Consider the following 12,258-nt stretch of genomic DNA (forward strand, 5'->3'; position numbering starts at 1 on the left):
CACTAACTTTTGATGGTCTTAATTTTCAAACTGTCCAGATAAGCCTGGGGATTTTCCGGATCGAAGGTTATGCCGTCAAAGAAAGTTTCCACCCCCCGGGAAGGACTGGTGGGAATTTGATCCGCTGGCACTCCAATGGCCTGGGCCGCTTCTCGCCATAGATCTTCGCGATTGACCTTATCCACAATGGCTTTCGTGTCTGTACTGGCCGGCAAATAGCCCCAACGAATGTTTTCCGTTAAAAACCATTGGTCATGGCTTTTATAGGGATAGGAAGCATTGTCATTCCAATATTTCTGCATTAAATCTGGGTCATCGAAAACCGTCTCCCCATCCCCAAAGTTGTACACTCCTTTGGAACGGTCAATGATGTCATCAAAGGGCACCTTAAACCATTCCCGTTTTGACAAAATCTGACACATTTCTTCTTTATTTTCCGCCTGGTCACACCATTGTTGAGCTTCCATTACCGCCATTAATAGGGCTTTGGCTGCTTTGGGGTTCTGATCCACCCAATCGGCCCGCATGCCAAATGCTTTCTCTGGATGATTTTTCCACAGTTGACCGGTGGTTAATGCTTGATAGCCCACCCCTTGGTTCACCGTTTGCAACGGCCAAGGTTCCCCAACGCAAAACGCTTCCATCGCATTGACCTTAACGTTAGCTACCATCTGGGCTGGTGGAACCACAATGGTGGAAACTTCCTTACCGGGCTCAATGCCTCCAGCGGCTAACCAATAGCGAATCCACATGTCGTGGGTGCCGCCAGGAAAGGTCATGGCTACCTTGGGATCTGTTACTTTGGCAAAGGCTTCTTTAAGGGGAGAAGCATCGGTACCTACTTTCAAATCTTTGTAATTATTGCCCAACTGAATGCCTTGGCCATTGACATTCAAGCGGGCCAAGATGTACATCGGGGTTGGCTTCCCGTCGGTCACAGTGCCCATGGTAATTAGGTAAGGCATGGGGGTGAGAATATGGGCCCCATCAATACCGCCACTGGCGGACCCCAATACGAGGTTATCCCTGGTGGTGCCCCAGGACGCTTGCTTCAGCACTTCCACGTCAGGCATGCCATATTTGGCATAAAAGCCCTTTTCCTTGGCAATAATCAAAGGAGCCGCATCGGTTAGGGCAATAAAGCCCAATTTGGCGGTGGTTACTTCCGGGGCATTTTCCCCTTCAACCAAGGGACTAATGGCTTGATCCGTGCCGGACCCGGACCCAGTCCCTGTGGATGTGGTGGTGGGGGAAGTACAACCATGGAGAACCACTCCTCCAATGGCGGCAGCCCCTGCGGTGAACATGAACTTACGACGGGTGCTTCGGGAAAAATTACTCATAGTTTAGGCAATAACTAAAGCCAGAAAGGGCAACTGCTGACGATCACATTCCTAGACTGGATTTTTTCCTTGTAAATATTTGTATAGTTTGTAACTAATAATTAAATTTCATGCGGTTAATGCATTTTTGCTGGCTTATTTTGCATATAACTGCAGCCGATGCCATTGTTGTTTAACTAGACCGTCATCAATGAGCTTTTCCGCTGTGGCGATCGCCGTTTCCAGATTGGGGGCGTCTGTATGTTGCCAGAGGTAAAAAGCACTGTTCCAAATTAAAGCTGGCCGCAGGGGGGTTTGTTCCCCGCTCAAAGTAGCCCGGGCCAACTCAAGATAATCGGCCAAATCAGTCCAGACTGGATTTTTTCCCCCTAGACCAAAATCAGCGGCGTGGAGCCGCAAACGGGTGAGGGAATCTTCAGCTTTGGTTAAGTCGTACAGACCAATAATGGCAGTGCGCTCCTGGGGCAAATCACAACTCCCTTCCAACCCTTTAACCGTGGTGAACGCCGGGACGCCCCGCTGGCTGAGAGCCTCGGCAATCATATTTTCCGTTGGGGGATGGACAAACCCCGCCACCACATGGTGTTTACCGGCATAGGGAACCCAAATTAACTCCAGGGTTGCCAAAGGGGGTCGTTTGCCAATTTCTTCCCGGTAAATGACTAACTTCTGGGCCTCGGGAAAATATTTGGGCAGATAAACAAAGCCCACATTGGTTTTTTCCAAAATATCCTGCATGGCCGCCAAGGATGGCGATCGCCAATCTATTCCTAGGCCTTGCCATAACTCCACCAGGGGAATTCCCTCCTTGGTGGGCATTCGATCACCGCCATGTTGAATGACGGGACAACCCGCCGTTGCCAACACTAGAGCTGTGAGGGGTCCCAAGGGGCAGGTACGATCTCGACCATCGTAGGGTTGACTGAGCACAACCACCGTTTGCCCGGAGCTCAGGGCTGGAATTTTTGGTCCCCATTGCTCAAAGGCATCCAACATCCCTGCCAATTCAGTGCCGGTGGGGCGTTTAATGCGATGGGCAATCAAAAAAGCGCCGATCTGGGCCGGAGTCGCTTCCTGACTTAGCATCAGCTCCAGAGCTCGACAAGCCTCCCCTCGAGTCAAATTTTTGCTGGTATGGGGACCACTACCCACTTTTCTCAACAGCTCTCGAAATTCCTTGCTCATAGTTCCGCAAAAATGGGCAGTTTAAGTATGGCTTCGCAAAGATTTTTTATAACTTTTTGGCTAGGGAACAAAGGTGATTTTGGCTACCAATCAACTTGTGGACGCGAAAAAACAGAGTATTTACGTACAATGAAGGGGGACAGGTCTAAGCCCCCTCCTCTGTAATGTTGCTGCTTTTCAACTCGCCCATGGCCCTCAAACTTTATTTTCTGCGCCACGCACAAACCGCCTACAGCGCCACCGGAGGCTATTGCGGTACCCCGGAAAATGACCCCGGCTTGACCCCAGAAGGAGTTTTAATGGCCAAGGAATTTGCCGAGGCCTACGCCCAACACCCTTGGCAGGCAGTCTATGTCAGTCCCTTGCAGCGGGCCCGACAAACAGCCAAACCCCTGTGCGATCGCCTGGGCATTGAAATGCAAATTCGCCCTGGCCTAAGGGAAGTGGCCTATGGGGAATGGGAAGGACTCCACCCGGACGAGGTCTACCAAAGGGACCACGACCTTTATATGCAATGGCTCACCGATCCAGCTTGGAACTCTCCCCCTGGAGGGGAAAGGGGCATTGACATCGCCCGCAGGAGCACTAGAGTGCTAGAGGAGATTGAGGACCGCTTCGAGGACGGCAATGTGTTGTTGGTTTCCCACAAAGCTACCATCCGCATCCTACTGTGCTGCCTATTGGGCATCGATGTGGGTCGTTACCGAGACCGTTTTGCCATGCCCGTCACCGGACTGAGCGTGGTGGAATTATCCTCCCGGGGACCGCTATTTCACTGTATTGCGGAACGCTCCCACCTTAGCCCCTATTTGCGCAGTTTACCCAGCACCTAGAGACGGGTAATGCTCACGGGAACCCGGCCTTTGCGCGGGTTAGCAATTTGTTGAAATGCCGCACGACTGAGGTCGATGGAGCAATTGCAACGGTCACTCACCGTCACTACGACCGATTTTCCCGTGCGACGATTGGTCACCCTAACTCTGGTGCCTAGGGGCAGACTGGGATGGGCCGCCACCATGCGACCGTGGTTGTAGACCTGGCCGTTGGCCATCTTCCGCCCTACAAATTGATTGCCATAGAAAGTGGCGGATTGGGCCAGCACTGGCAAGGGCAATACCAAGGGAATTAGTAGGCTAGCAAACAAAAAGCGCAAATCAATCAACCTCTTTAGCTTGAAACAACAATTCGAGGTTAACAGTGTAGCCCAGGAAACTTCCTTGGTCAAATTAGGTGGCTCCAACCAGCAATTTGGGGGAACCTAACGGCGGGGAAAACGTCGCTTTTGGAGAAAATCAGGAATATCTAACTCGGGGGCCATGGGGATTTCCCCTAGGGGATCTTCCGGAGCCGTTGTTGATTCCACCTTCTCTACTCCGGCCGGTGGGCCACTGATGGTGTTTTTACTGGCGGTTTTTGTCTGGGGTTTTTCTTTTTCGCCATTGAAGCCCGTGGCAATGACGGTAATTCTCATTTCTCCTTGCAGGCGATCGTCAATCACCGCCCCAAAGATAATATTGGCATCGGCATCCACCACTTCATAGATAATCTCTGCGGCAACATTGACTTCGTGGAGGGTCAAATCCGTCCCACCGGTGACATTAAATACCACCCCTTTGGCTCCCTGGATGGAAGATTCCAACAGAGGAGAAGAGATGGCGGCAGTGGCCGCTTCCTTAGCCCTGGATTTACCAGAGCCCACCCCAATGCCCATTAACGCTGAGCCCGCATCGGCCATCACAGCCCGCACGTCAGCAAAGTCCACATTCACCAAACCTGGGATGATGATGATGTCTGAAATGCCCTGTACCCCCTGGCGGAGAATGTCGTCAGCCACCCGGAAAGCTTCCTGGAGAGGAGTTTCGGCAGGGATAACTGACAGCAGTTGGTTATTGGGAATCACAATCAGGGTATCAACCCGGGACTGGAGAGCACTAATACCTTCCTCCGCCTGTTTCGCCCGCCGTCGGCCTTCAAAGGTAAAAGGACGGGTGACAATGCCCACCGTCAAACAGCCCATTTCCTTAGCGACTTCCGCCACAATGGGGGCCGCCCCAGTCCCAGTGCCGCCGCCCATGCCTGCGGTGATAAAGACTAAATCCGTGCCTTCAAGGGAACGGGCAATTTCATCTCGGGATTCCTCCGCCGCTTTTTGCCCGATCGCCGGATTACCACCGGCCCCCAAACCGCGGGTGAGTTTCTGGCCAATCTGAATTCGATCCGGGGCTGTTGTATTGGTTAAGGCCTGGGAATCGGTATTAATTGCCCAAAAGTCAATGCCTGTCACCCCACTGGCAATCATACGGTTGACGGCATTGCAACCGCCTCCCCCAACTCCGATCACTTTAATTTTGGCAATGTTACTAGGCACAATCTGATCCCTTTTTAGGCCAGGACTAGGGCTGGCAAAAGCGGGCGCTTCTACCACAGCCTCCAACGGTTCATTTTCAACGATGGAGGACGAAAATAAGTCATCTAACCCCTCCGTCCCATCATCGAGACCACTACCGGTAAAACCTATGTTGTTTAGAGGTAAATCATTATTGAGCGTCATTGCAGGGGGGAAGTATTAGGGGATCAAAATGGGCAATTCTTAAAGCGCAAAAGTAACCACAGGGAGAACAAGGCTTCCGAGGCAGCAGGGTATTGAAGCCTTTTTACGACGACAGAGACCCCCTCGCCCAAGCACAAATCCCAGCGGTCTATCGTCCCTACACTAGGCATATTGAGCAAATTTGTCAATGTGAATCTGAGCTTTTTTCCCATGCCTAGGGAGAATGACTAAGGTGGAGAGTAGAAATGTTAAGGCTTGTTGACGGCGGCTTTTTCCTTGGGGGCTTGGGGACGAAGTTGGATACTGGGACTGTCTGGATTAGTTAGATCAATAAATAGTAAACGCTCCTTGGGCACCCGACTGGGTAAATTCTGCATTTTTTCTAAAACCTGCACCTGTTGCTCGAAGCGAGAAAGGTCGGAACCGAGGAAAACCAACCCCAAATCCGTCGTCAAACTGATGTTACTGGGGTTGTTGCCATTAATAATCCGAATATTGACAGGGGACTTTTTAATCTGGATTTGATGGGTCTGCCAAAAACTGCGGTATTGGGGACCATAGCCCAAAAACTGTGGGGTTTGGGGCAAAGTTTTTCTGATAGCCTGGCCGTAGAGGTTGGCCGGAATATAATTTCCCTCCTCGTCTAAATAGCCCAGACCTTGATCTGCCACGGCGATCGCCACGGGTTGTCGTTCCTGTACCGCCACATTTACCTGGGCCGGAAACAACTGCCTTGTCACTTCTACTCTGAGGAGGGCTGGATTTTTGCTCAATTCATCTCCTAAGGCCTGGGTGGAAAGTTGCCAAATCGCCTGGGGGTATGCAAGGTCTAGATTTTTATATAACGTTTCCCGTCCAACTAGTTTATTGCCCACAAATTCCACTTGGCGATCGGAGCGAATGGACCATTCGGGCCAGCTCATTACCCAGATCATGCCCCCGGTCAAACCACACACACAAACAAACTGCCAACAGGACCGTAGACGTCTCCAACGCCTCTGCCACATCAGTTGTTCCCGGCGATTTTTCAGGGAGTCAGACACAACTAAATCCGTCATGGGAGTTCAATAACCATCATCACTGAAATGTTATAACCTAGGAATCAAGGACTCTAAGGACTTCCCCAGAGTTTATTTTCTTAATCAATCTTCACCAACTGTCCGGCATATCCCATGTTTAAACAAAAGCGCAGTCTGATTTTGGGAACTACAGCTCTGTTACTCACAACGGTAGCGGTGACTGGAATTGGGTTGCGATTGGCCCGCTCCCAGGGTTACTTGCAGGACAACCCGAAGGAGTTGGTGGACGAAGTTTGGCAGATTGTCAACCGCACCTATGTAGATGGTACTTTCAACGGTGAGGATTGGGTAGCTGTTCGCCAAGATTATCTCAAGCGGGAATACAACAACCAAGAAGAAGCCTACACAGCTATCCGGGAAATGCTGGAGAAGCTGAACGATCCCTATACTCGCTTCATGTCCCCCGATGAATTCCAGTCGATGCGCATCGATACTTCCGGGGAATTAACCGGGGTAGGGATTCAGATTACCCAAGACCAGGATACGAAGAAAATTGTGGTGGTGGCGCCCATTGAAGATACCCCTGCCTACAACGCTGGCATTCTCTCTAAAGATGTAATTACCAAAATTGATGGTAAATCCACTGATGGCATGGAAGTGGACGACGCGGTTAAATTGATCCGGGGTAAACCAGGCACTAGTGTGGTCCTCACCATTGAACGGGAAGGCCAGGCAATTGAATATCCCCTAACCCGGACTTTGATCGAAATTCACCCAGTACGGGCCCAAGTAGAAAACATTAATGGTGCCAAGGTGGGTTATATCCGTTTAAATCAGTTCAGCGCCCAAGCCTCAGAAGAAATGCGTCAAGCGGTGCAAAAGTTGGAGAAAGACAATGTAATCGGTTACATTTTCGACCTCCGTTCCAATCCAGGGGGCTTACTCTACTCCAGTGTGGACATCGCCCGCATTTGGCTGGATGAGGGAGGTATTGTCTCCACTGTCGATCGCCGAGGGGAAGTGGAACAACAAAGTGCGAATAAACGGCAGTTGAGTAACCGTCCCTTGGTGGTGTTAGTGGATGGTGGTTCCGCCAGTGCCAGTGAAATCGTCTCCGGAGCGCTACAGGACAATCAACGGGCGGTCATTGTGGGCACAAAAACCTTCGGTAAGGGGCTGGTGCAATCGGTGCGAGAACTAGGGGATGGCTCGGGTATGGCAGTGACGATCGCCAAATATTTGACTCCCAACGGCCGGGACATTAATAAACATGGCATTGACCCCGATGTGGAAGTGGAACTAACCGACGCCCAGCGCAAAGAGCTACAGCAAAACCGGGAAAAGGTGGGTACCCTAGAAGACCCGCAATTTGCCAAAGCCTATGAAGTGTTGATGCAACAGGTCAACAAAACCGCTTCTAAGTAAGTAGGCTGAATAATAAGCTCGTGAAATTCCACCTGGCAGAAGTCTATGGTTCAACTTCCCCTGGTTCCCCTCGACTTTCCCGATTTATATCCGGAATCCGACGGTAAACCCATGGCTGATAATACTCTGCAGTACCATTGGATTGTCCGTTTGGTGACCAATCTCAAGCATCTATTTCAGGGGCAAACGGTTTTTGTGGCCGGGGATTTACTTTGGTATCCTGAACAAGTCACTGCCCCCCCCGCGCCCTGTCAGGCTCCCGATGCCATGGTAGTTCTGGGGCGGCCTGACGGCGAAAGACGCAGTTACAAACAATGGGAAGAGGACAATGTTGCCCCCCAAGTGGTGTTTGAAATTCTTTCTGAGAGCAACAGTGCCAGGGAAATGCTCCACAAACAAACTTTTTATCGGCGCTACGGGGTATTAGAACTTTTCTTTTACGATCCAGAGTCCCACGACTTTTGGGGCCAAGTGCGTTCCCATGCAGATGCGGAATTTGAAACCATTACCCCCCTCAATTTTCCCTGGACTTCCCCTATCTTGGGAGTTCGTTTTGAGATGTTTGCCGATGGTTTGAAACTTTTTTTTCCCGATGGGGAGCCATTTAAAGATCCGGAGACCCTTTTTGAAGAAAGGGACCGGGCTTTTGCCAAATTGCGGGAATTGGGCATTGATCCTTCTACTCTGTGAATCAGTCTTTAGGTTGGAAGATGTCAAATTCCACTAAGACCATCTGATGTGGAAATGCACAACCGGCGGAGAGCATCGGTAATCTTAATTTGATTTTCCCCAATACCTTAAATTTTTTCTGCCCAGCGTAATTTGGCGGAGCGAGCCCGGGGATTTTCCCTTTGTTCTTCTTCCTCGGGAATAATGGGCTTTTTGGTCAACACCCGCAGATTTTCCGCTTCCCGAAAACGGTGTTTGACAATGCGGTCTTCCAAACTGTGGAAACTAATTATGCCTAACTTTCCGCCGGTTTTGAGCCAATTGGGAGCCTGGGCAATGAATGTTTCCAGGGAATCCAATTCATTGTTGACGGCAATGCGTAAACCCTGGAAAGTTCTGGTGGCGGGATGGATACGGCCATGGCGATATTTCCCCGGTACCCAACGGGCGATCGCCTCGGCCAAGTCGGTAGTGGTTTGAAAGGGTCGCTGTTCCACAATCTGCCGAGCAATACGTCGGGAAAGCCGTTCTTCGCCGTATTCATAGAAAATACGGGCTAGATCCTTTTCGGACCAATGGTTAATAATTTCAGCGGCGGTGAGATCTTGGCTTTGATCCATGCGCATATCCAAAGGGGCAGTTTGGCGAAAACTAAAGCCCCGATCGCCTTGGTCAAGTTGGGGAGAGCTGACACCTAAATCTGCAATGATGCCGTCAAATTGGTCTGGTCGCCCGGGAAAATCAGCAAAGTTTCCGTGCCAAGTGTTAATTGTTATGCCCTCTCGATCCGTAACTAGGGGTTCCAAACGTTGTACGGCAGCGGCGATCGCCTGGGTGTCCCGGTCGATCATGGTCAAGGAGAGGGGAACGCCTAATTTGAGCAACTTTTCACTGTGGCCCCCAGCTCCCACGGTGGCATCAAGGTAATGGCCTCCGGGCTTTGGCGCCAATCCTTCCACCAGGGCCGTGGGCAAAACGCTAATGTGGTGAAAGCCTTCTGTAACAGTCTTTTCTAAATTAATTCCTTCCATGGATTTGGCTTTCCTTTGAGCCCCCGCAAGATCCCGCTCTCCCAGGGTACCAGCCCCCACGGAACTTATCCCCGGCAAAGTAATTCAAACAGGAAATGCAAACCATTAGAATTTTGTCATCCTATTCACCCGAAAGCGACTAGGCGCATGGTTATTAGCTCACGTCCCTTAAGCGGCTTGAACGGTGTTCTGAGTCGACTTTTTATTGCCAATACTCTCGCTTTCCTCGGTGTGTTCGGGGGAATGGTGCCGGAGGTGAGTTGGCAACCAACTGCCCTCGTCTTTCGTTGGTCAGCCTATTCCCAGGAATTTTCCCCCGATAGCATTAATCACTATGCAAAGGCGGTGTTGGCGATCGAAGTAGAACGAAAAAAGGCCTTCGAGGAAATTCAAACCCTCATTGGCCGGGTTCCGCCCCAACTTACCTGCACTAATCGGGACAGCATCCGTAAGTTACCCCGCAATGCCCAGGCGATCGCCGTCAATTTCTGCAATCGTTCCAAACAAATTGCCGAAGAAAGTGGCCTCAAACCGGGGGAATTTAATCGCATCACCGAAGCGGCCAGGAATAATGCCAACCTTAAAGCCCAAATTCAAAGGGCAATTATTAATCTCCGCCGTTAATGCCGGGGTCAAACTTTGGTTAGTTGTTTAGATTAGCTAAAATCGGTGATCAACTAGTCAATTTTAGGCTCTAGTCGGGGAAAAAGCGTAAATTTGCCCATAAATTGCCGCCAATTTCACTTAAGTCCTGTAAATTCTGATTTAAGCCGCCATGGTGATTTTTGATCGTCGCCTAGAAAAAGTCCCTGACGCCACCACCTGGGAAATCCCCCTCACCGCCGAGGAACGGGGTCGCACCCGTTATCGTTTTGATAAACCAGGCTTTCCTGCCCTATTTATCCAGTTACCTCGAGGCAGTTTTTTGCATCCAGGGGATTGCCTCGGTTCCCCCACCGGAGAAACCCTGGCCATTCTGGCAGCGGCAGAACCCCTCCTCCATGTCACCAGCGGCGATCGCCTTACTCTCTTGAAGGCCGCCTATCATTTGGGTAATCGCCATGTGCCCCTGGAAGTGAACTTAGATTATTTAAGATTGGCCCCGGATCCGGTCTTGGCTGATATGCTCCGGGGTTTAGGAGTCAATGTGGAGGAAATAACCGCACCATTTTTTCCAGAACGGGGTGCTTTCCACCATCATTAGGGGAAAATTATCACTTGGCCCACGGGCTCTTAGCAATTTTGCCCAAGAAAATCAAGCCATTCGCTACAATGTTTTCATGAAGTAAAGTAAACTGACTGGCAACAACATCCCGTTGACTTTTTCTTCTGCTGTTTTCCATGCTTTCGGTAACCTGATTAAGCGACCCCTAAACCTTCCAGCTCCAGTTTTTTCCCTCTGACCACGGCGATCGCCAAACCAAAATGACAATTGATAACATCCGTCTTAGAAACGAATTTATTAACACCGAAGTTATTACCCGCAGTAGTGGCAAAAAACTTGGGGTAGTCAAAGAAGTGCTAGTCGATGTCGATCAGCGAGAAATTGTCGCCCTAGGGCTGCGGGACAACTTTTTATCCCTGACGGGCATGCCCCAATATCTCTATTTGAACAGCATTGTCCAAACCGGGGACGTGGTCTTGGTGGAAAACGATGACGTTTTTGAACTAGTGGAAGTGGATCTCTATTCCCCTTTGGTCAATAGCGAAGTGGTGACTGAAACGGGGGAACCCCTGGGTCGGGTAAGGGATTTTCAGTTTGACCTCGCCACGGGTAAGGTTTCATCTATTATCATTGCTTCCCTGGGACTACCCCAGATTCCTGAGCAATTGATCAGCACTTACGAGCTATCCATTGACGAAGTGGTAAGTAGTGGTCCTAACCGTTTGATCGTTTTTGAAGGAGCAGAGGAAAGATTAAATCAACTCAGTGTAGGTTTGCTAGAACGGCTTGGTATTGGCCGACCCTCCTGGGAGCGCATGGAAGAAGATTTGTATTATCCTCCCACCACCCGTCCCGAAAACCAACTGGGCAGTGGCATTCCTGTGCGGCCACCGGTACAAGTCCGACAACCGGAACCCGTATTGGAAGAACGTTGGAACGAAGACGATTGGCAAGATAGTCGCCCTGCCCCTCCTCCCCGTCGGGAAGTGGCCCCCCTGCGCTATCCAGAGCCGGAATACGAAGATGACTATGAAGTGGACAACTGGGGAGAGGCGGTTCCTCGTTCCTCCGCTTCAGAACCGGACTATGGCTACGAAGATGAAGTGGCTGGCGATGTCTGGGACGACGATGAGGCTGCTGCCCCCTACAGTCCTCCCCGAGTGAATATTCCGGAAACCCGTCGGGAAAAAATGCCTGAATATTACGAAGAATAGTCTCTGATTTAACTAGTTTTGCGCCTTTGTTCGGTCATTCGTATTGTAAGTAACGTGAGTTCGGGATAAGAAAGATGACTGACAATAGGCTACAAGCTCTATAGATCAATACATTCGGGAATGACATCAGACTCGTGATTTGTGTTTTTGCATCCTCACAAGTGATTTTTTTGAGGTCCTGAAGCCCCAAATTTCCCAGTGTAGCTGGCGAAAAACCTCCATTGCAGTCAGAGCAATACTTCTAAGGATCGGCTTAACCCGAACTCATGTTAAATATTAACCCCAGTATCTTTGCGCTTGAACGACTACATTGACTCCCACCCTCTGGAAGCGTTTTCAATCCTCTGCCTCTAACCCTTTAATTTCGCCCTGTGACCCTACCGAGCTCGATATCCTTGCACGGACAACCCTTCTTTCTCCCTGGCAGTTCTACCGCTACGTCTGCAACATTTGCCGGCAAAATGGGTATGAGCGTTTGTATTTTGGTCATTTACCTTGTATAGCAAAGATTGCTAAGGTTAGGACATAATATAGGGAAAGAGTTAGGAAAAAAGCGATGCCAGCCCCCTACAGTATAGATCTAAGAGAGAAAGCGGTAAGTGCAGTAGAAAAAGGAGAGAAGAAAAGCCATGTCTGCCGAACACTGAACATTAGTC

The 12,258-nt window shown here is 50.2% G+C and carries 12 protein-coding genes and 1 pseudogene; 7 read left to right on the forward strand and 6 right to left on the reverse strand.

Annotated elements, in window-relative coordinates; all coding sequences use genetic code 11:
- Window positions 1–2: 2 nt before the first annotated feature.
- Entirely contained in the window at window positions 3–1,343 is a 1,341-nt protein-coding gene (locus tag H6G45_RS02225; protein WP_190596177.1) for a CmpA/NrtA family ABC transporter substrate-binding protein, read from the reverse strand.
- Window positions 1,344–1,478: 135 nt separating this feature from the next.
- Window positions 1,479–2,528, reverse strand: a complete 1,050-nt coding sequence (locus H6G45_RS02230) for an anthranilate phosphoribosyltransferase family protein (RefSeq protein ID WP_190596179.1) — start codon at window positions 2,526–2,528, stop codon at window positions 1,479–1,481.
- Between the two features lie 188 nt (window positions 2,529–2,716).
- On the opposite strand from H6G45_RS02230, the gene H6G45_RS02235 reads away from it, so the two are divergent.
- Window positions 2,717–3,361 (forward strand): histidine phosphatase family protein, encoded by a 645-nt coding sequence (locus H6G45_RS02235; RefSeq protein ID WP_190596181.1) that lies wholly within the window; start codon window positions 2,717–2,719, stop codon window positions 3,359–3,361.
- On the opposite strand, the gene H6G45_RS02240 is transcribed toward H6G45_RS02235, so the two are convergent.
- The 3 genes from H6G45_RS02240 to H6G45_RS02250 all read right to left on the reverse strand — a co-directional run bounded on the left by H6G45_RS02240 (window position 3,358) and on the right by H6G45_RS02250 (window position 6,137).
- Window positions 3,358–3,630: an RlpA-like double-psi beta-barrel domain-containing protein gene (locus H6G45_RS02240; RefSeq protein ID WP_190596205.1), complete on the reverse strand. Its 273-nt coding sequence runs from the start codon at window positions 3,628–3,630 to the stop codon at window positions 3,358–3,360. The two genes, H6G45_RS02235 and H6G45_RS02240, sit on opposite strands and share 4 nt — an antisense overlap.
- Before the next feature lie 156 nt (window positions 3,631–3,786).
- A complete protein-coding gene (gene ftsZ, locus H6G45_RS02245) occupies window positions 3,787–5,079 on the reverse strand; it encodes a cell division protein FtsZ (RefSeq protein ID WP_190596183.1) in 1,293 nt (430 codons plus the stop codon).
- 248 nt (window positions 5,080–5,327) lie between these two features.
- Window positions 5,328–6,137 carry a cell division protein FtsQ/DivIB gene (locus tag H6G45_RS02250; protein WP_190596185.1) on the reverse strand — a complete coding sequence of 270 codons (810 nt, stop codon included), beginning with the start codon at window positions 6,135–6,137 and terminating at the stop codon, window positions 5,328–5,330.
- A gap of 114 nt (window positions 6,138–6,251) precedes the next feature.
- Between H6G45_RS02250 and ctpC the strand changes: the two genes are divergently transcribed.
- Complete coding sequence (ctpC, locus tag H6G45_RS02255) at window positions 6,252–7,523, forward strand: carboxyl-terminal processing protease CtpC (protein WP_190596187.1); 1,272 nt, start codon at window positions 6,252–6,254, stop codon at window positions 7,521–7,523.
- Window positions 7,524–7,568: 45 nt separating this feature from the next.
- Window positions 7,569–8,213 carry a Uma2 family endonuclease gene (locus H6G45_RS02260; protein WP_190596189.1) on the forward strand — a complete coding sequence of 215 codons (645 nt, stop codon included), beginning with the start codon at window positions 7,569–7,571 and terminating at the stop codon, window positions 8,211–8,213.
- A 107-nt stretch (window positions 8,214–8,320) separates the two neighbouring features.
- On the opposite strand, the gene rsmH is transcribed toward H6G45_RS02260, so the two are convergent.
- Window positions 8,321–9,223 carry a 16S rRNA (cytosine(1402)-N(4))-methyltransferase RsmH gene (gene rsmH, locus H6G45_RS02265; RefSeq protein WP_190596191.1) on the reverse strand — a complete coding sequence of 301 codons (903 nt, stop codon included), beginning with the start codon at window positions 9,221–9,223 and terminating at the stop codon, window positions 8,321–8,323.
- A 147-nt stretch (window positions 9,224–9,370) separates the two neighbouring features.
- On the opposite strand from rsmH, the gene H6G45_RS02270 reads away from it, so the two are divergent.
- The 4 genes and pseudogenes from H6G45_RS02270 to H6G45_RS19395 form a co-directional block, all read left to right on the forward strand.
- The gene (locus tag H6G45_RS02270) at window positions 9,371–9,847 is read left to right on the forward strand and encodes a DUF4168 domain-containing protein (protein WP_190596193.1); all 477 of its coding nucleotides are present in this window, start codon (window positions 9,371–9,373) and stop codon (window positions 9,845–9,847) included.
- A gap of 151 nt (window positions 9,848–9,998) precedes the next feature.
- Window positions 9,999–10,427, forward strand: coding sequence for an urease accessory protein UreE (locus tag H6G45_RS02275; protein ID WP_190596194.1), 429 nt, complete (start codon window positions 9,999–10,001; stop codon window positions 10,425–10,427).
- 221 nt (window positions 10,428–10,648) lie between these two features.
- Window positions 10,649–11,602 carry a PRC-barrel domain-containing protein gene (locus H6G45_RS02280; protein WP_190596196.1) on the forward strand — a complete coding sequence of 318 codons (954 nt, stop codon included), beginning with the start codon at window positions 10,649–10,651 and terminating at the stop codon, window positions 11,600–11,602.
- Window positions 11,603–12,158: 556 nt separating this feature from the next.
- A pseudogene (locus H6G45_RS19395) lies at window positions 12,159–12,258 on the forward strand (IS630 family transposase); the annotation flags it as partial.

Origin of the sequence: Synechocystis sp. FACHB-383 (assembly GCF_014698605.1) — a bacterium.
Lineage (GTDB): Bacteria > Cyanobacteriota > Cyanobacteriia > Cyanobacteriales > Microcystaceae > Synechocystis > Synechocystis salina.

Coding starts and splice junctions, on each gene's coding strand:
- H6G45_RS02225 (WP_190596177.1), bottom strand. CDS start 1,343: ATGAGTAATTTTTCCCGAAGCACCCGTCGTAAGTTCATGTTCACCGCA.
- H6G45_RS02230 (WP_190596179.1), bottom strand. CDS start 2,528: ATGAGCAAGGAATTTCGAGAGCTGTTGAGAAAAGTGGGTAGTGGTCCC.
- H6G45_RS02235 (WP_190596181.1), top strand. CDS start 2,717: ATGGCCCTCAAACTTTATTTTCTGCGCCACGCACAAACCGCCTACAGC.
- ftsZ (WP_190596183.1), bottom strand. CDS start 5,079: ATGACGCTCAATAATGATTTACCTCTAAACAACATAGGTTTTACCGGT.
- H6G45_RS02250 (WP_190596185.1), bottom strand. CDS start 6,137: ATGACGGATTTAGTTGTGTCTGACTCCCTGAAAAATCGCCGGGAACAA.
- ctpC (WP_190596187.1), top strand. CDS start 6,252: ATGTTTAAACAAAAGCGCAGTCTGATTTTGGGAACTACAGCTCTGTTA.
- H6G45_RS02260 (WP_190596189.1), top strand. CDS start 7,569: ATGGTTCAACTTCCCCTGGTTCCCCTCGACTTTCCCGATTTATATCCG.
- rsmH (WP_190596191.1), bottom strand. CDS start 9,223: ATGGAAGGAATTAATTTAGAAAAGACTGTTACAGAAGGCTTTCACCAC.
- H6G45_RS02270 (WP_190596193.1), top strand. CDS start 9,371: ATGGTTATTAGCTCACGTCCCTTAAGCGGCTTGAACGGTGTTCTGAGT.
- H6G45_RS02275 (WP_190596194.1), top strand. CDS start 9,999: ATGGTGATTTTTGATCGTCGCCTAGAAAAAGTCCCTGACGCCACCACC.
- H6G45_RS02280 (WP_190596196.1), top strand. CDS start 10,649: ATGACAATTGATAACATCCGTCTTAGAAACGAATTTATTAACACCGAA.